The sequence below is a fragment of the bacterium genome (genome assembly GCA_035691305.1).
Lineage (GTDB): Bacteria > Sysuimicrobiota > Sysuimicrobiia > Sysuimicrobiales > Segetimicrobiaceae > DASSJF01.
On record DASSJF010000082.1, the window covers coordinates 172,505 to 189,226 of the forward strand.

Annotated in this window: 20 protein-coding genes; 13 read left to right on the plus strand and 7 right to left on the minus strand. The window is 69.3% G+C overall.

Annotation, left to right across the window (positions count from 1 at the left end; genetic code table 11):
* The first annotated feature begins 19 nt into the window (after positions 1 to 19).
* The gene (gene cysK / locus VFL28_16320) at positions 20 to 1,054 is read left to right on the plus strand and encodes a cysteine synthase A (protein HET7266231.1); all 1,035 of its coding nucleotides are present in this window, start codon (positions 20 to 22) and stop codon (positions 1,052 to 1,054) included.
* Between the two features lie 13 nt (positions 1,055 to 1,067).
* Here the strand turns inward: cysK and VFL28_16325 are convergent, their stop codons facing one another.
* From VFL28_16325 to VFL28_16355, 7 genes are all read right to left on the minus strand, one after another.
* Positions 1,068 to 1,469, minus strand: coding sequence for a hypothetical protein (locus VFL28_16325; GenBank protein HET7266232.1), 402 nt, complete (start codon positions 1,467 to 1,469; stop codon positions 1,068 to 1,070).
* A 32-nt stretch (positions 1,470 to 1,501) separates the two neighbouring features.
* A complete protein-coding gene (locus tag VFL28_16330) occupies positions 1,502 to 2,164 on the minus strand; it encodes a haloacid dehalogenase type II (protein HET7266233.1) in 663 nt (220 codons plus the stop codon).
* A 62-nt stretch (positions 2,165 to 2,226) separates the two neighbouring features.
* Positions 2,227 to 2,511 carry a hypothetical protein gene (locus VFL28_16335; GenBank protein ID HET7266234.1) on the minus strand — a complete coding sequence of 95 codons (285 nt, stop codon included), beginning with the start codon at positions 2,509 to 2,511 and terminating at the stop codon, positions 2,227 to 2,229.
* An 18-nt stretch (positions 2,512 to 2,529) separates the two neighbouring features.
* Positions 2,530 to 2,775, minus strand: a complete 246-nt coding sequence (locus tag VFL28_16340; protein ID HET7266235.1) for a hypothetical protein — start codon at positions 2,773 to 2,775, stop codon at positions 2,530 to 2,532.
* 25 nt (positions 2,776 to 2,800) lie between these two features.
* A complete protein-coding gene (locus VFL28_16345; protein ID HET7266236.1) occupies positions 2,801 to 3,523 on the minus strand; it encodes a transporter substrate-binding domain-containing protein in 723 nt (240 codons plus the stop codon).
* A complete protein-coding gene (locus VFL28_16350) occupies positions 3,510 to 4,286 on the minus strand; it encodes a 3-oxoacyl-ACP reductase family protein (GenBank protein ID HET7266237.1) in 777 nt (258 codons plus the stop codon). Before VFL28_16350 ends, VFL28_16345 begins: the two co-directional genes overlap by 14 nt.
* Positions 4,283 to 4,927, minus strand: coding sequence for an MOSC domain-containing protein (locus tag VFL28_16355; protein HET7266238.1), 645 nt, complete (start codon positions 4,925 to 4,927; stop codon positions 4,283 to 4,285). Before VFL28_16355 ends, VFL28_16350 begins: the two co-directional genes overlap by 4 nt.
* Positions 4,928 to 5,062: 135 nt before the next feature.
* Here VFL28_16355 and VFL28_16360 point away from each other — a divergent pair, with 135 nt between their 5' ends.
* From VFL28_16360 to speB, 12 genes are all read left to right on the plus strand, one after another.
* Positions 5,063 to 5,239 (plus strand): hypothetical protein, encoded by a 177-nt coding sequence (locus VFL28_16360; GenBank protein ID HET7266239.1) that lies wholly within the window; start codon positions 5,063 to 5,065, stop codon positions 5,237 to 5,239.
* 132 nt (positions 5,240 to 5,371) lie between these two features.
* Positions 5,372 to 6,010, plus strand: a complete 639-nt coding sequence (locus VFL28_16365) for a sigma-70 family RNA polymerase sigma factor (GenBank protein ID HET7266240.1) — start codon at positions 5,372 to 5,374, stop codon at positions 6,008 to 6,010.
* Complete coding sequence (locus VFL28_16370) at positions 6,010 to 6,267, plus strand: zf-HC2 domain-containing protein (protein ID HET7266241.1); 258 nt, start codon at positions 6,010 to 6,012, stop codon at positions 6,265 to 6,267. The genes VFL28_16365 and VFL28_16370 overlap by 1 nt, the downstream gene beginning before the upstream one ends.
* 54 nt (positions 6,268 to 6,321) lie before the next feature.
* Positions 6,322 to 7,305: a D-glycerate dehydrogenase gene (locus tag VFL28_16375; GenBank protein ID HET7266242.1), complete on the plus strand. Its 984-nt coding sequence runs from the start codon at positions 6,322 to 6,324 to the stop codon at positions 7,303 to 7,305.
* 31 nt (positions 7,306 to 7,336) lie between these two features.
* Complete coding sequence (locus tag VFL28_16380; protein HET7266243.1) at positions 7,337 to 8,644, plus strand: extracellular solute-binding protein; 1,308 nt, start codon at positions 7,337 to 7,339, stop codon at positions 8,642 to 8,644.
* 20 nt (positions 8,645 to 8,664) lie between these two features.
* On the plus strand, positions 8,665 to 10,299 hold the full coding sequence (locus tag VFL28_16385) for a PucR family transcriptional regulator ligand-binding domain-containing protein (protein HET7266244.1): 1,635 nt from the start codon (positions 8,665 to 8,667) through the stop codon (positions 10,297 to 10,299).
* Positions 10,300 to 10,432: 133 nt separating this feature from the next.
* Positions 10,433 to 11,572: a hypothetical protein gene (locus tag VFL28_16390; GenBank protein ID HET7266245.1), complete on the plus strand. Its 1,140-nt coding sequence runs from the start codon at positions 10,433 to 10,435 to the stop codon at positions 11,570 to 11,572.
* A 17-nt stretch (positions 11,573 to 11,589) separates the two neighbouring features.
* Positions 11,590 to 12,897 carry an extracellular solute-binding protein gene (locus tag VFL28_16395; protein HET7266246.1) on the plus strand — a complete coding sequence of 436 codons (1,308 nt, stop codon included), beginning with the start codon at positions 11,590 to 11,592 and terminating at the stop codon, positions 12,895 to 12,897.
* Positions 12,894 to 13,910 carry an amidohydrolase family protein gene (locus tag VFL28_16400; GenBank protein ID HET7266247.1) on the plus strand — a complete coding sequence of 339 codons (1,017 nt, stop codon included), beginning with the start codon at positions 12,894 to 12,896 and terminating at the stop codon, positions 13,908 to 13,910. Before VFL28_16395 ends, VFL28_16400 begins: the two co-directional genes overlap by 4 nt.
* A gap of 4 nt (positions 13,911 to 13,914) precedes the next feature.
* Positions 13,915 to 14,871, plus strand: a complete 957-nt coding sequence (locus tag VFL28_16405; protein HET7266248.1) for a sugar ABC transporter permease — start codon at positions 13,915 to 13,917, stop codon at positions 14,869 to 14,871.
* The gene (locus VFL28_16410) at positions 14,858 to 15,691 is read left to right on the plus strand and encodes a carbohydrate ABC transporter permease (protein ID HET7266249.1); all 834 of its coding nucleotides are present in this window, start codon (positions 14,858 to 14,860) and stop codon (positions 15,689 to 15,691) included. Before VFL28_16405 ends, VFL28_16410 begins: the two co-directional genes overlap by 14 nt.
* A gap of 26 nt (positions 15,692 to 15,717) precedes the next feature.
* Complete coding sequence (speB, locus tag VFL28_16415) at positions 15,718 to 16,722, plus strand: agmatinase (protein HET7266250.1); 1,005 nt, start codon at positions 15,718 to 15,720, stop codon at positions 16,720 to 16,722.

Sequence of the window (16,722 nt, forward strand, 5' to 3'; positions counted from 1 at the left end):
CAGGGGGGAATCGGACGGCATGGATTGGGGACGCCGGCGGCGCCCGGTGGACAGCGTGCTCGACACGGCGGGGCTGACCCCGCTCGTCAGGCTTCGGCGGGTCACCTCGCCGGCATCGGCGGCGGTGTACGGGAAGCTGGAGTTCTTCGGACCCAGCGGGAGCGTGAAGGACCGGATTCTTCCGTTCATCGTGGCCGAGGCGGAGCGCCGGGGCGAACTGCGCCCGGGGATGATCATCATCGAAGGCACGACCGGGAACACCGGCATCGCGACGGCGATGGTCGGCGCGGCCAAAGGCTACCGCGTGATGATCGTGATGCCGGCGGGCATGAGCCGCGAGCGGCAGGACGTGATCCGCGCCTACGGCGCGGAGCTGGTGCTCACGCCGGGCGGCGAGAGCGACGTCGATCTCGTCCTCGAGAAGGTGCGCGAGCTCAAGGCGCGGCACGGTGCGAACATCTGGGAGGTCGGCCAGTTCACGAACGCCGACAACGTGCGCGCGCATCGGCAGACGACCGGGCCCGAGATCTGGGAGCAAACGGAGGGCCGCGTCGACGCGTTCGTCGCCTCGCAGGGGACCGGCGGCACGCTGACCGGGGTGGGCGCGTACCTCAAAGAGCGGCGGCCCGACATCCTGTCTTTCGCCGTCGAGCCGGCCGAGTGCGCGATTCTCGCCGGCCGCGCCTGGGGGCCGCACCGCATCGAAGGCATCGGCGACGGATTCATTCCGGAGGTCTTGGACCTGAAATGGGTGGACGGCGTCGTGACCGTGTCCTCGGACGACGCGATCGCGATGGCGCGCCGGCTCGCGCGCGAAGAAGGGATCTTCTGCGGGATCTCCTCCGGCTGCAACGTCGCGGCGTGCCTGAAGCTCGCGCGCCGCTACCCGGCGTTGAAGACGATCGTCACGATGATCAACGACAACGGGCTGCGCTACCTCACGACGGAACTCTGCGGAGCGGCGCCGGATGTGGCCGTTCCGGACCGCGAGCACGCGCCGCGGCCCGAGGACGCGCGACGGCTCGCCGCCAAGCGCCTGACGGTCGTCGACTGACCGCGGACGAACGCTAGCGCGTCCGCTCGGCCTCGTGGACGATGTTGAGGGCGGTTTGCGCTTCGCCTTCGACGATCCCCCAATCGGCCGCATCGGCGATGTCATGATTGGCGTGCCGCGTCACTTCGTAGATCTTTGCGAGCGCCGACTTGACGCGCTCGACTTCCTCCGCCGCCATCCGCAGCGCCGCGCGGCCGCCGTCCACCGAGGACACCGACTCCAGCGCCCGGAGGGCGTCGCGGTACGCCTTGCGCGCCGCAGCCTCGGCCTCCGCCGCCGGTGGACGCCGCCCGGCGCCGCGCTTCGATCCGCCCGCGGCGCCCTTCCGCCCGGCCGCGATTCGGGCGCCGCACCGGTCGATTCGCTTCTGTAGATAGAGCCGTACCGCGTCAAGGCCGCCGCCCTGGTTCTTCATCCCGTCCTCCTCAGGTATCGCCGTGAGCGTGGTTAGCCGCTGACGTGATCGACAAGCTCTTCGAGGTCGCGCACGATCAGGTCCGGTGCGAATCCCAGCCGCTCGGCCGGTGCGCCGGCCCGGTTGACCCAGGCCACGGGCAGGCCGAACGACTTCGCCCCGGCGGCGTCCCACGCGTTCGACGACACAAACAGCATCGCCGGCCGGGGAAGCCCGAGCCGCCGCTCCGCCAGCGCGTAGACGGCGGGGATCGGCTTGTAGGTCTTGACCTCGTCGACGCTGATGACGTGCGCGAACAAGTGGTTGAGCTCCGCGGCGCGCAGCGCACGGTCCAGCATCCGCGGGCTACCGTTCGACAGCACGGCGAAGACGGGCGGGCTCAACTGTCCCAACGCCGCCGCCACCTCGGGGTAGGGGAGCAGAGTCAGCCACGCGTCCATGAGGCGCCGCCGCGCCGCCGGGTCCACCGAAAGCCCCAGCCGCTCAAGCGTGAAGTCGAGCGCCTCGCCGGTCACGGTCCAGAAATCCTGGTAACGGCCCATCGCGGCCCGCAGCCACGTGTATTCAAGCTGTTTCTGGCGCCAGGCGGCGACGAACGATTCCGGGCCGCCCGTCTCCGCGGCGCCGAGCCGGTCGAGCGAACGGACGTCGAGCAGCGTGCCATACAGATCGAACACCAGCGCCTCAACCCTCATCGAGGCCTCCCGCGTTCGACGCCGGCGCATCCCGCCGGCTGGTTCCCGTCGGGGGTGCCGGTCTAGATCTCGTGCCGGTTCTGCTGGTCCGGCTGTCCCAGGCCGAGCATCTCGACCAGTTTCCCGAATCCGTCGGCGAGCGCCATGAACGCGCCGAGCTCGATCAGCTCCTCATCACTGAACTGCGCCTTCCACCGCCGGAGATGCTCGTCGCCGATCGAGCGGTAGTCTTGGGTGAACAGCGCCGCCATCTCCAACGCCGCGCGCTCTCGGGGCGTGAACACCGGGTTCCCGGGGTCCGACGTCGCGTCGAGCTTGGCCTCGTCGAGGCCCATCTGCTCCGCCACGGCGGAGCGGACGGTGCTTCAGTAGCTGCACGTGCGCAGCCGGGCCATGCGTACGCGCATCAGCTCCTTCAGCGGATGCCCGACGATCCCGCCGTAGAACATGTCCTGCCATCCTGAGTAGAAGGCGCGCAGCGCGACCGGGTGCCGCGCCAGGATGCGGAGCAGCGTCGGGTTGGGCGCGCCGCGCCTGGCGGCATCGGCGAAGGCCTGCCGGACGTCGTCACTTAGATCGGGTTCTTTCACGGGCGCGATGCGAACGGTCATGGGCGTCCTCCTAGTCGTTTGGCCGTCACGGCACCGAGACCCCCAGCACGTTGTGCGTCGTGACCAGCCGGGCCACCAACCCCGATGCCTTCGCGTCCTCGACGAACCCGCGGAGGAACTCGGCACCGTCCGCGCCCCGCCGGCGCGGCGTCCCGATCGACTGCTGCACCCCGGTCACCTGACCGTCGAGAATCCGCGACCCGGGCAGCGCGTCCGCCGCCGCGACGAGCCGCGGCTTGAGGCACGCCAGCGCCTCGAGCTTGTCCTCGGTGAAGAGCCTGACCGACTTCTCGATGCCCTCGGCGCGGACGAGCGCCGCCCGCCGCAGGGTGCGGCTGAGGAACAGGTCGTACGCGCTCTTTCCGGAGACCGCGATCCGGACGTCCTCCCGGTCCACATCCGCGATCGTCCGGATCGGCGAACCGGCCGGCACGAGATACGTCACCGGGATCTCGAGGTACGCCGGGCTGAACGCGATCTCGGCGGCGCGCTGCGGCTCGTTGCCGAGAAACGCGATGTCCCAGCGGTCGTCCCGCACCGCGTCCGCGAGCGGTCCCGCCTGCGGAAACCGCACGAACTCGACCCGGACGGCGAGGCGGCGCGCGATCTCCCGGCCGAGGTCGGGCGCGACGCCCCGCGACGCGCCGTCCGGCGCGTCGGCGAGCACGAGGAGGAAGTTTCCATAGTTGAGCCCAACGCGGAGCGTGCCCGAGGGCGCGAGCGCCGCGCGGGCGTCAGGAGTGGCCAATGTAGTCCATCCGGCCGCCGTCGACGGTGAGGATCTGCGCGGTCACAAAACTCGACTCCGGCGCGGCCAGAAACGCGACCGCGTTCGCCACGTCCTCCGGGGCGCCGACCCGGCCGACCATTGCCAGGCCGGCGAGGTTGCCGACCAGATCGCGCAGCTGCTGCTCGGAGCGGTGTTCCCTGACCATGTCGGTCATGATGAACCCGGGCGCCACGGCGTTGACGGTGATGCCGTGCGGCCCGAGCTCCATCGCGAGGCGGCGCGTGAGCACCGATACCGCGGCCTTGGTCATCGCGTAGAACGTCAGGCCGGTCCGCGCCGTGCCGTTCCCGGCCACGGAGCTGATGTTAATGATCCGGCCGTAGCGCCGCTGCTTCATCGCGGGCGCTACAGCGCGCGTCGCGTGCACTACGCCGTCCACGTTGGTGCGGCGCATTTGTTCGAACCGGGCCGGGTCGAACGTCTCGAGCGTGGCGTGGACAGACACGCCGGCGTTGTTGACGAGGATGGATACCGGTCCCAGCTCCGCGGCGGCGCGGTCGACCATCGCCTGAACTTGCCCGGCGTCGCCGACGTCGGCCCGTACCGCGATGGCGCGGCCGCCGGCGCCGCGTATCTCGCCCGACACGGCCTCGGCCTCGTCCTCTCGACTGCGGTAGTTCACGCACACGGCGGCGCCGTCCCGCGCGAGGCGCACAGCGATCGCCCGGCCGAGGCCGCGCGACCCGCCGGTGACCAGCGCCGTCTGTCCCCGCAGGCTCATGGAGAGCGTGATATTCGGCTCAGGAAGTGCGCTTTCCATTTTTCGGGCAGGGCCGGCACGCGGACGGCACGGGCCAGCAGCCCGCGGTCGGCCCAGGGATGCCCGTAGAGGCGGGCCACGTCGGCGACCGTGACCCCGTGCGGGTCGGGTTCGAGCAGTTCGATCGCGTCGCCCGCCTGCACCATTCCTTCGCGGACGACGGCGAGGTAGAAACCCGTGCGTCCGCTGGCGAGGAACCGTTTGCCGAAGTCCGGACGGTCGAATTTCGCGGCCAGCTTGTAGCAGGGGACACGCGGCTCGGTCACCCGCACTTCCGCCGTCCCGACACGGAACCGGTCGCCGATGTTGACGTGGTCTTCGTCCATCCACTCCGCCGTGAAGTTTTCGCCGAACATGCCCCACGGCAGCGTCATCTCCGGGAATTCCGGGCGCCAAAACGCGTAGTGCTGCACCGGGTAGACATAGGCGGCCTTGCTCGGGCCGCCGTGCACCCGAAGGTCGGCCTGCCGGTCGCCGTCCAGGTTGAGCGTCCGCAGCCGCACCGCTCCCTCGACCGGCTCTTTGAAGATCGCGGTCCTGACCCGCCGGCCGGCGTGGCTCACCGTGCGGGGCCGGGCGACGTTCACCGAGACGATGCGCAAGGGCGGTTGACTCCCACACGATAAGGTACGGGACTCGGTGCTGTAGTCTTCGCTCACACCTGTCCGTTACGCCTGTAACAAACCGCGCCCTCGCGAGACTAATTCCACAGACCGATCGAGAATGGAGGGAAGAGAATGAAGTCGTTCCGGAAGGCGTTCGCGCTGTTTGCAGTGGCAGCGGTGTTGGTGGTGACCGGCACGTTCGTGCAGAAGACGATGCAGGGTCTGCTTCCCGTCGAGCACGACCGCAGCGGGGTCATCTACGACCATGACAGCCGCACCGCGGTGATCGTTGAGCACGACCGCAACTAACGCCTGATCGTCCCGGCGCCGCCGCGGCCCTCCCGGCCATCCCCCGGGAGGGCCGCCCGGTCTCGGATCGCAGGACTCGTCCCCGTCTTCTTGGAACGCCCCGGTGTGTCCGACGAACGCGACTCCGCCGCCGTGCGACCGCCGGTTGGCGACGCCGAGATGGTTGCGCGGCTTCGCGCCGGCGACGACGCGGCGTTTCTCGATCTCGTGGACCACTACGGACCGGCGATGATGCGACTGGCCTCCATGCACCTGTCCCGCGCCGTGGCGGAGGACGTCGTGCAGGACGCTTGGCTTGGCGTGCTGCGGGGAATCGGGCGGTTCGAGCAGCGGAGCACGCTCAAGACGTGGGTCTTCAGCATCCTCATGAACCGCGTGCGCACGGAAGCGCAGCGCGAAGGCCGCAGTCTCCCATTTTCAGCCCTCGAAGCGGCGGCCGAGGGCGGCGAGCCCGCGCTGCCGGCCGAGCGGTTCCTCGCGGCCGACCATCCCCGGTGGCCGCATCATTGGGCGGCGCCGCCGAAGAGTTGGGGCGCGTCGCCGGAAAACCGGCTGCTCGCCGCGGAGGTGCGGGCGGAGATTCAGCGCGCGATTGACGCGCTGCCGCCGGGCCAGCGGGAAGTGATCACGCTGACGGACGTCGAGGGATGGAGCGCGGACGAGGTATCGGAACTCCTTCGGATCACGCCGGTCAATCAACGGGTGCTGCTCCATCGCGCCAGATCCAAGGTGCGGCACGCGCTCGAACGATACTTCGAGGAGGTCGACTGATGCCGTCGCCGGATGAGATGACCTGCCGCGATTTGGTCGAGACGGTCACGGAGTACCTCGAAGGAACACTGGGCGCCGCGGATCGCGCGCGCTTCGAAGCGCACGTCGCCGAATGTCCGCCCTGCCGGGACTACCTCGAACAGATGCGGGACACGGTGTCCGCTCTCGGCCGGCTGCCACGCGAGTCGATCTCCGAGGACGCGAAGCGCGGCCTCCTCGACGCGTTCCGGAACTGGAAGAGGCGCCTGCCCCCATAGCGCGGACGCTCGAAGAGGACCGGGCGCGCGTCGCTGCGAACCCCGATCCTGTCCATGCCGACGCCGCGCGTCTACCTCACGCAGCCCATACCGGACGGCGCGCTCGCGCGGCTCCGGAGCCTCGGGGCGGTGGAGATGTTCGGCGATCCCCTGACGATCGCGCCGCGCGACCGGCTGCTGGCCGGGGTCCGCGAGGCGGACGTGCTCTTCTGTCTGCTTCACGACCGCGTCGACGCGGAGGTGCTGGCCGCCGGCGCACGGTTGCGGCTCGTCGCGTGTATGGCGATCATCCCCGCGAACATCGACCTCGCCGCGGCGACCGTGCGCGGCATCCCCGTGACCGTAATCCCGCCGCTGGTGACCGAGGCCACGGCCGACGTCAACATGGCGCTTCTGCTCGCGGTCGCGCGCCGGATCGTCGAGGGCGACCGGCTGCTGCGCGCGGGGGTCTTTCCCGGCTCGCAGTCGACGCATCTCGTCGGCGGCACCGTCCACGGCAAGACGATCGGCATCGTCGGCTTCGGCGCGATCGGGCGGGAGGTGGCCAAGCGCGCCCGCGGCTTCGGGATGCGCGTGCTCTACATGAAGCGCACCCGCCTGCCGGAATCGGAGGAGCGCGCGCTCGGGATCGAGTGGGCGCCGCTGGATGACCTGCTGCGTGCGTCGGATTTCGTGTCCGTCAACGCGCTCTTCACGCCGGAGACGCGGCACCTGATCGGCGAGCGCGAGCTCGGGCTCATGAAGCCGAGCGCCTACCTCATCAACACCTCGCGGGGACCGCTCGTCGACGAGGCGGCGCTCGTCGGGGCGCTGCGGGAGCGGCGGATCGCCGGGGCCGGCCTCGACGTCTACGAGCACGAACCGAGGGTTACCCGGGAGCTGATCGAGATGTCGAACGTCGTCCTGACGCCGCACGTCGGCAGCGCGGACCGAGAGACCCGCGAGCGGATCGCCGGAGTCGTCGTCGACAACGTCGAGGCATGGCTGCGCGGGGACCGCCCCCCGAACGTGGCCAATCCCGAGGTCTACGCGCGGTAAGCATTCGGCCGCGCAGTAGGGGGAGGGGCGGATGAAACGGTCCTGGGTGCGCCTCGCGGTCGCGCTGCTCGTCGCGGTCGCGCTGCTCGTCGCGGCCGCGCCGTGGGCCCGCGCGGCGCCGGAATGGGTGCTGCCGCAGCGCCCCGTGACGGTGACGTACTGGGACGCGGTCGACGGGCCCCGGAACGCCTTGATGATGAACACCGTGATCCCGGCGTACATGCGCCTGCACAGCGAACTGGCGAAGACCTTCACGATCAAGTACGAAGCCGTCCCGGATGTGGAAGGCAGGATCCTCGCCGCGCTCGGCGACGGCACCGCCCCGGACATGTTCGTCGCGCCGGATTGGTACCTGCCCAATCTCTACGAAGCCCATGTGCTGGATCCGCTGCCGCCCGCGGCGTGGGACCAGCACAGCGTCATCGCGGTCGAAGGCACCTACGTGCCGCGCACGCTGGACGCCCAGATCGACGCCGCCAGACTGTACGCGATCCCGGCCCGCGAGCATGCGCTCAGCCTGTTCATCAACAACCGGATGTTCCGCGCGGCGCACCTCGACCCGGTCAAGGACGCCCCGAAGACATGGATCGACGTGGCCAAGCTGAACACCCTGCTGACCAAGGCGCAGGGCGGCTCGGTCGTCCAGAAGGGCTTCGAGATGCGCTACGCCGCCGAAGGCGCCCGCTGGCCGTCGCTGCTGTTTCAGCTGCTGCTGTATCAGGCGGGCGGCGAGATCACACGCGCGGGGATCCCGGTCTTCAACAGCGGCGCGGGGCTGCGCGCGTTGACCGTATGGCGCACGCTGATCGTTGACCCGAAGGTCACGCACAACACGGCCGCGTCGCCGTACCAGGATTTCGCGGCGGAGCAGGACGCGATGATGATCGGCGATCCGACGGCCGGGGCGGCCGTGGAGGCGATCAACCCCCAGATGACCGGCAACTACACCGCCGCGCCGCTGCCGCAGATGACGCCGGAGACGCCGATCACGATCGTCTACTCGGACAACTGGGCGGTGAACGCCAAGGCGCCCGCGGACGAGCGGACCGTGGCGTGGGACTTCATCCACTTCGCGGCGACGCAGCCGCGGCTGTTCTGGACCGCGGCGGGACACCTGCAGCCGGTGAAATGGTACGATCCGCTGGCCGGTCGGCAGCCGCCCTTCCTCGGCGTCTTCGTGCACGAGCTCGCGGCCGGGCGCCCGGTCGCGCGGTCGACGCACTACACGGAGCTGCGGGCCGCGCTCGCCAAGATGATCGACCGCATCTTTCTGAACGGCGCCGATCCGAAGCGGGCGCTGGATCAGGCCGCGGGCGAGTACGCCGCGGCGTACCGGTAGAACGGGGGCACGGCGCCGGCATGCTGACGGTCAAAGAGGCGCTGCGGCTCGAGGCGCTGCAGGACGTGAAGGTGGTGGCCGGCGGCGCCGGGCTCGACCGGCAGATCCGCTGGTGCCACATCATCGACAACCCCGAGATCGTGCGGTGGATCCAGGGCGGGGAGCTGCTGCTGACCACAGGGTACGGGTGGCCCGAGATCGAGCAGACGAGCCGCCGGACGATCCGCGCGCTGAACGCCAAGCGGCTGGCGGCGATTCTCTTCGATCCCGGACCGTTCCTCGGCGAGATCCCCGCGAGCGTCGTGGACGAGGCCGGCCGGCTCGAGCTGCCCGTGCTGGTCGCGCCGCGGAAGCTGCGGTTCGCCGACGTGACGGAAGCGGTCGGCCGCGAGCTGGTCCGCCGGCAGTACGAGATGATCGAGCGCGCCGACCGGTATCACCGGCAGATCACGGCCGCGGCCGTGGAGGCGAAAGACCTGAACGACATCGCCCGCACTGTCTGTGAGCTGACGCGCCGATCCGTCGCCATCGAGGACGCCGAGTCCCGGCCCCTCGCCCGGGCGGACCGCCTGCCGGCGGACTCGCCCGCCGCGGTGAAATCGCCGCGGGCCGACGTTCCCGCCGAGGCGCGCGCGGTATACGAACGGCTGCGGCACGCCGACGGGGCGGTGCGCCTCGACGGCGGGGCGGCGTGCGCGATCCGGGCCGGGACCGAGCTCCTCGGGTACTTGAGAATCCTCGAAGGCGACGCGCCGCTCGGCGACCTCGAGCTCCGCGTGGCGGAGCACGGTTCGATGGTCGCGGCGCTGCACATCCTGCGCCAGCGCTCGCAGGCCGCCGTGGAGGCGCGCATCGGTCACACCGTCGTCGATGCGCTGATCCGCGGAGACGTGCCGGAAGAGGACCTGATCGAACGGTCGAGGCTCCTCGGTTTCGACCCGGACGGCGATTATGTGGTCATGATGGTGTCGCTCGTGAACCGGGCCGCGCGCGGCCGCAAATGGCCGCTGACCAGCGGCGACGAGTACTACCGCCGCGAGCGCGCCGCCCAGATCGTCCGCCGGCTGCTGGGCCAGAAGCGGCTGCCGACGCTCGTCACCTACTCGCTCAACCGCGTCGTGTGTCTCCTGCCGGTCGGCCGCATGCCGGACGAGCCTGAGCGGCTGCGCCGGTTCGGCCGCGTGGTGCATGAGTCGCTGGCGGAGGCGGGCGGGGTGCCGCCGGCGCTGGTGACCTTCGGGACGGCGCACGCGGGGCTGTCCGGCGTTTCCAAAGGGTACTGGGAGGCCGACCGCGCGCTCGCTCTGGCCAAGGACGCCGACGGCGTGCTGTTCTTCGAGGACCTGACGCTCGCGCATCTCCTCGCCCAGATTTCCGACACGGCCTCCTTGCAGGCGATGTACGCCAGGACACTCGGGCCGGCGCTCGCGGGCCCGATGGGCCGTGTGCTGCGCGAGACGCTGTGGGCGCTCGTCGACGCCGGTTTCAACAAGGAGGCGGCGGCGTCGGCGCTCGGGATCCACCGCAACACGATGCGCGGTCGCCTGGAGCGAGTCCAGACGCTGCTCTGCCGGTCTTTGGGCGACCCGACGGTGCGCCGGGACCTCGCGGTGATCAAGGAAATCGAACACCTGCTGGCCTCAGAGCCTCGCTGACCCCGTCCACGCCCGCTTTCTGCCGTCCTGTGCGCGGCGCACAGATCGGAGCGTACAGGTAGTGCACCGCACCCCTTGAATCTACGGCCGTGCCCGCGCATGCTGAGACAATAATCCCTCCGCGGTCGGTGAGATGTTGCCAAGCGCCCGGCAGGTCGCAGCGAGGTTCGAGCCGGTAGGGCATCTCGCGCTCCCGGGCGGAGGGCAGATCACGGTCGACGGCGACTACGCGTATGTCGGCCACATGGCGCCGCCGTACGGTACGTCGATTCTCGACGTCGCCGATCCCGCGCATCCTCGGCTCGTCGCCCAGTTGAACGTCCCCGGCGACATTCACTCGCACAAAGTACGGGTCGCCGGCGACGTGATGGTCGTGAACTACGAGCGCTACCCTGAAAACGACCGCTCGGTCAGGCCCGAGGTCGGGTTCAAGGTTTTCGATATCGCGGACCGGAGCCGGCCGCGCGAGATCGCGTTCTTCCGGACGGCGGGCCGCGGCGTTCACCGGTTCGACCTCCAGGGGCGCCACGCGTTTCTTTCAACCGAATGGCCGGGGTTCCGCTCCAATATCCTGCTGATCGTCGATCTCGCCGATCCGGCGCGCCCGCAGGTCGCCGGCCGGTGGTCGTTTGCCGGCCAGGAGGAGGCGGCGGCGCCGCAACCGCTGCCGATCGACCACTGGGTGCATCTCGCGCTGGCCCGCGGCGACCGCGCGTACGTGGCGTGCGGCCACGCCGGGGTGATGATCGTCGACATCTCCGATCTCGGCCGGCCGCGCACCGTGGGCGCCGTTGCGTGGGACCCGCCGTACACCAATCCGACGCACACGTTTCTGCCGGTGCCGCACCGCATCGGCAGCCGCCGGTTTGCCGTCGTGACCGACGAGGACGTGACCGACGATGTGCTCGAGGATCCGCCGGCGTTCATGTGGGTGCTCGACATCACCGAGGAGACGCGCCCCGTGCCGGTCGCGACGTACCAGGCGGCGCCGGACGGGCTCGTGGTGCCGGGGCAGCGCTTCGGCGCGCACCAGCCGTGGGAGGACATCCGAGAGGACAATGTCGTGTTCCTCGCCTGGTTCAGCGGCGGGGTCCGCGCGGTGGACATCTCCAACCCGTACCGCCCGCGCGAGCTCGCGGCCTACGTCCCGCCTCCCGGACGCGGCCGCCCGGCGGCGCAGACCAACGACATCTTCGTCGATCGCCGGGGATTCGTGTACGCGATCGACCGCTACGAGGGTTTGAGCGTGCTGGAGCTCCGACGCAACGACTGATGAGGAGGGGGAGACCGATGATGCGTCGCGCCCGTCTTGCAATCGCAGTGAGCGCGGTCCTGGCGGTCTGTTTAGGAGCGGGGTTCCGCGGGGCCGGTGTGCCCGCGGCCACCGCCGCGGCCGGCTGGGTGCTGCCGACCGGACCGGTGACGATCACCGAGTGGGACGGCGGCGACGGCACGAAGTCGCATCTGCTGCTGGAACTGATCGCGAACTACGAGAAGATGCACCCGAACGTCAAAATTCAGTTCGAGACGGACGTGAAATCGCTGACGGTCGCGGCGGCCGTTGCCGCCGGCACGGCGGCTGTGATTTTCGAAGCGCCTGACTCTGTGCTGCCCAAGTATATCAAGGCGGGGGCGCTCGAGCCGCTGCCCCCGGCCGCCTGGGGGAAGCCGACGGTGGACGGCGTGCTCACGCTCTACCTGCCGCACGTCCTGGACGGCTTCATGGCCGGCCACACCCTGTACGCGGTGCCGGATCAAATGAACGCCCACAGTCTGTGGATCAACAACCGGCTGTTCCGAGCGGCCGGTCTCGACCCGGTGAAAGACGCGCCCAAGACGTGGGCTGACGTCGCGCGGCTCGACAAGGTCCTCACGAAAAAGCAGGGCGACCGGATCACGCAGAAGGGCTTTGAGTTTCGCTACGTCTGCGACGACGGGCACTGGGAAGCGCAGCTCTTCCAGGCCCTGGTGTATCAGGCCGGCGGTCAGGTCCTGCAGGACGGCAAACCGGCGTTCAACGGCCCGGCGGGCCTCGAGGCGCTCAACACGTGGAAGAGTCTCGTCGTGGCGCCCCAGGTTACCCAAAACACCTGCTCGTCCCCGTATCAGGACTTCGCGGTAGAGCAGGACGCAATGACGTTTGCCGGGCCGAACGGCGGGCCGGTGTTCGAACAGGTCAACCCGAAGATGAAGGGCAACATGACCGTCGTCCCGCTGCCGCAGCTCAACCCAGCCCGCCCGGTGACGCTGCTCTACTCCTTCAACTGGACAGTGAACGCGCGCGCGTCGGCGGCGCAGAAGCGCGTGGCGTGGGACATCATCCACTACTTCAGCACTCAGCCCACGCTGTGGTGGACGCGGATCGGCTTCCTGCAGGGCGCGGAAGGCTGGTACAAGACTCCCGAGGCCCAGAAGACTCCGTTCCTGAACGTGTTCAACCACGATCTCTCGCTCGGGCGGCCGGTCGCGAGGAGCACCAATTACCCTGAGCTGCAAGCCGCGCTCAAGCGCCTGGTGGAGCGCGTGATCCTGAGCGGCGCCGATTCGAAGCAGGCCCTCGATCAGGCCGCGGAAGAGTACAGTCGGGCGACGCGGTGAGTGCGCCCGAAACGATCGACGTCCACTTTCACGTCGTCCCGTCGGAGTTCTATGACGAGGTCCGGCGGGGCACGTTCCGCCGCTGGGTGGAGATGGAGCGCCGCGGCGGGGAGGAGCACATGGTGTACCATCCGCCGGCGGGCGTGGTACTCGAACCCGGCGGAGCGGTCGAGGCGGAGTGCACGGATCCGGGCCTCATGCTCCGGGGCCTGGACCGGCGCGGCCTGGATGCCGCCGCGGTCGGGCCGTCGCCGGGGCAATTCTACTACTGGGCCGACGCGGAAACCGCCGAGCGGATCGCCCAGGTCACCAACGACGGCATCGCGGGACTGGCGCGCTCGCACCCGGACCGGATGATCCCGATGGGCTCGCTGCCGATGCAGGACGGCGAGCGGGCGGTGCGCGAGCTGGAACGCGCCGTGACCCGTCTCGGCCTGCGCGCGTTCGAGATCTGCACGCACATCAACGGACGGGATCTCGACGATCCGGCGTTCGAGCAGGTTTTCGCCGCCGCGGCGCGCCACAATGTCCCGATCTTCCTGCATCCGCAGAACTGGGGCGAGATGCGGCGCATCAAGGACTACCACCTCTGGAACCTGGTCGGCTTTCCCTTCGAGACGGGACTGGCCGCGGCGCGGCTCGTCGCGGGCGGGGTGTTCGAGCGCAACCCCGGCCTCAAGGTCGTGCTGGCGCACGGCGGCGGGTACTTCCCGTACCAGATCGGCCGCCTCGACCACGGGTACAAGGTGCGCGCCGAACTCCACGACCGGCTGCCGAAGCCGCCGAGCGCGTACCTCGGCGGTATCTACTGCGACACCCTCACGCACAACACAACGTCGCTACGGTTCCTCGTCGAGCGGCTCGGCGACGACCACGTGGTGATCGGTACGGACTACCCCTTCGACATGGGGGACGAGACGCCGGTCGAGACCGTGCGCGCGTGCCGCCTTGGAACGGGGGCGGAAGCGAACGTGCTCGGCCGCAACCTGGCGCGGCTGTTGAAGCTGACGTAAGGACGTGGGCTCGCTGGGCGCGGGAACGACCGCGGCATCTCGGGCCGGCGCAGCGTCCGGCTCCGCCCGCGGTTGGTCGCTTGCATGGCTTCGCTCCGCGGAGGCCCGGCATCAGGCGTGGGGCTATCTGTTCCTCGCGCCGATGTTTCTGCTGCTGGTCGTTTTCAAATTCATCCCGATGATCCAGGCGCTCTATCTGAGCCTCACCAACTACGATCTGCTCAGCCCGCCGCGATTCATCGGGCTGCGCAACTACACGGATCTGCTCGGCGACCCGCTGTTTCACCAATCGATCGCGGTCACAGTCTACTTTGTCTTCGGCACCAGCGTGTTCATCTGGTTCCTGTCGCTCGCCGCGGCGGTGATCTTCAACGCGCCGCTGCCCGGCCGGAACTTTCTGCGAACCCTCTACTTCCTGCCGGCGATCGTGCCGGTGGTCGTCTACGCGATCATCTGGCTGTTCATGTTCCATCCGTACGGCCTCGCGAACGCGGCACTCCACGGCTTGGGGTTGCCGCCGCTCGGGTGGCTCGCCGACCGCCGGGCGGCCATGCCGGCGCTCATTCTCTCGGCCTTGTGGCGTTTCGTGCCGTACTTCATGATCATCTATCTCGCCGGGCTGCAGAACATTCCGAACGAGTACTACGAAGCGGCGTCGATCGACGGGGCGGCCGGCGTCGACGCGTTCCGGTACGTGACGCTGCCGCTGCTGCGGCCGACGGTCCTGCTCGTGGTCATTCTCTCGATTATCTTCATGTCCAAGGTGTTCACGAACGTGCTCATCATGACGGGCGGCGGACCCGGCAGCGCGACGCGGGTGCTGTCGCTGTTCATCTACCAGACCGGGTTCCAGTACTTCAAGATGGGGCTTGCCAGCGCCGCTTCGATGTTTCTGCTCTTCGGCACCATGGTGTTCACCCTGCTGCAGCTGCGGATCTTCCGCGACGATGCCCGCGGATAGGCGCCGCGACCTGCTCACGTGGGTTGGCGTGTTCCTGGTTGCCGGCTGGGGCCTCGTGCAGCTGGCGCCGATCGTCTGGATGGTCTCGACGTCGCTGAAGCCGCTGAACCAAGTCTTCGCCCTGCCGGTGCAGTGGCTGCCGCACCCGCCCGAGTGGTCCAACTATCCGGACGCGTGGAACCAGTTTCCGTTCGCGCGCTACTTCGCCAACAGCTTCATCGTGTCGCTGTCCGTGACGGTGTTGAACGTCCTGCTGGCCGGCATGGCCGGATACAGCCTCGCGAAGTACCGGTACTTCGGTCAGCGCGCGCTGTTCATCGCGATCCTCAGCACCCTGATGCTGCCGATCGAGGTCCTGATGGTGCCGACGTTCATCATCGCGAAGGACCTCGGCTGGCTCAACTCTTATCAGGGCTTGATCGTCCCGGTGGCGGCGGACGCCTTCGGCGTCTTTCTAATGCGCCAGTACATGCTGAGCCTGCCGGACTCGCTCGTCGAAGCGGCGCGGATCGACGGCGCCGGCGAGCTCCGCACGTATTTCCGCATCGTCGTACCGCTCTGCTGGCCGGCCGTGCTGACGCTCGCTATCCTGACGTGGCGGGAAACGTGGGACGCCTTCGTCTGGCCGTACCTCATCGTCACGGACGACGCCCTGCGGACGATTCCGATCGGCCTCGAGCGCTTCGAATCGCAGTACGTCACGACGTACAACTCGGTCATGGCCATCTCGACGATCGCCATGGTGCCGATGGTGCTGCTGTTCTTTTTCTTCCAGCGCGCCTTCATTCGAGGGATCGCGCTCTCCGGCCTCAAGGATTGACGTCTCGCGAGGCCCAGGTGCCGGCCATGCAGTCGACCGAAATTCCGAGCGCGACCCAGAGCCCGCGGTTCTCCGGGATCCGCACCTTCATGCGGCTCCCGTACGCGGCGAACGCGGCGGAGGCTGGCGCGGACGTCGCCATCATGGGCATTCCATTCGATACCGCGGCGAGCTTCCGCACCGGCGCGCGGTTCGGCCCGTCCGCGATCCGCGACATCTCGGTGCTGCTGCGGCCGTCCAACCAGTTTCACAAGATCAACGCGGTCGAGACGCTGCGCGTCGTAGACTGCGGGGACGTGATGGTCGTGCCCGGCGACGTGGCGCGCACCTATGCGAACATCGAGCAGGAGTGGGCCCGGTGCGCCGCGGCCGGCGTGCTGCCGATCGGGCTCGGCGGCGACCACTCCGTCACGCTGGGCGAACTGCGGGCGCTGGCCAAGCGCGACGGGCCGCTCGCGCTCGTTCAGTTCGACTCCCACACCGACACCTGGGACAACTACTGGGGGGTGCGCTACACGCACGGGACGGGCTTCCGCCGCGCATGCGAGGAGGGGCTCCTCGATACCGCGCGCTCGATTCAGGTGGGGCTGCGCGGCAGCGAGTACGCGCCGGGCGATCTCGACGACAACCGGCGGCTCGGCTTCGAGACGCTGCTCGCGCCCGATCTGCTCACGATGTCCCCGGCCGAGGTCGCCGCGGCGATCCGGCGGCGGGTCGGTGCGGGACCCGCGTTTCTCAGCTTCGACATCGACTTTTTCGACCCAGCGTTCGCGCCGGGCACCGGCACGCCGGAGGCCGGCGGGCCGACCAGTGCCTTTGGGCTGCAGATCCTGCGCCACATCACCGGTCTGCCCTTCGCCGGGTTCGACGTGGTGGAAGTCCTGCCGGCCCACGACCCGACCGCGATCACGGCGCTGCTCGCGGCCACGGTCGTCTTCGAGTTTCTCGCCCTGATCGCGCTGTCGAAGTCCGGGGCGCGGCCTGGCGCGGCCGGACGGGCGGGGGCGGCGGCCGGACGGAATGGCGAGTAG

Excerpts from the sequence above, each read along its gene's own strand:
- VFL28_16395 (HET7266246.1), top strand. The coding sequence starts at position 11,590 with ATGATGCGTCGCGCCCGTCTTGCAATCGCAGTGAGCGCGGTCCTGGCG.
- speB (HET7266250.1), top strand. The coding sequence starts at position 15,718 with ATGCAGTCGACCGAAATTCCGAGCGCGACCCAGAGCCCGCGGTTCTCC.
- VFL28_16360 (HET7266239.1), top strand. The coding sequence starts at position 5,063 with ATGAAGTCGTTCCGGAAGGCGTTCGCGCTGTTTGCAGTGGCAGCGGTG.
- VFL28_16340 (HET7266235.1), bottom strand. The coding sequence starts at position 2,775 with ATGACCGTTCGCATCGCGCCCGTGAAAGAACCCGATCTAAGTGACGAC.
- VFL28_16330 (HET7266233.1), bottom strand. The coding sequence starts at position 2,164 with ATGAGGGTTGAGGCGCTGGTGTTCGATCTGTATGGCACGCTGCTCGAC.
- cysK (HET7266231.1), top strand. The coding sequence starts at position 20 with ATGGATTGGGGACGCCGGCGGCGCCCGGTGGACAGCGTGCTCGACACG.
- VFL28_16385 (HET7266244.1), top strand. The coding sequence starts at position 8,665 with ATGCTGACGGTCAAAGAGGCGCTGCGGCTCGAGGCGCTGCAGGACGTG.
- VFL28_16410 (HET7266249.1), top strand. The coding sequence starts at position 14,858 with ATGCCCGCGGATAGGCGCCGCGACCTGCTCACGTGGGTTGGCGTGTTC.
- VFL28_16370 (HET7266241.1), top strand. The coding sequence starts at position 6,010 with ATGCCGTCGCCGGATGAGATGACCTGCCGCGATTTGGTCGAGACGGTC.
- VFL28_16380 (HET7266243.1), top strand. The coding sequence starts at position 7,337 with ATGAAACGGTCCTGGGTGCGCCTCGCGGTCGCGCTGCTCGTCGCGGTC.
- VFL28_16350 (HET7266237.1), bottom strand. The coding sequence starts at position 4,286 with ATGAGCCTGCGGGGACAGACGGCGCTGGTCACCGGCGGGTCGCGCGGC.
- VFL28_16390 (HET7266245.1), top strand. The coding sequence starts at position 10,433 with ATGTTGCCAAGCGCCCGGCAGGTCGCAGCGAGGTTCGAGCCGGTAGGG.
- VFL28_16325 (HET7266232.1), bottom strand. The coding sequence starts at position 1,469 with ATGAAGAACCAGGGCGGCGGCCTTGACGCGGTACGGCTCTATCTACAG.
- VFL28_16375 (HET7266242.1), top strand. The coding sequence starts at position 6,322 with ATGCCGACGCCGCGCGTCTACCTCACGCAGCCCATACCGGACGGCGCG.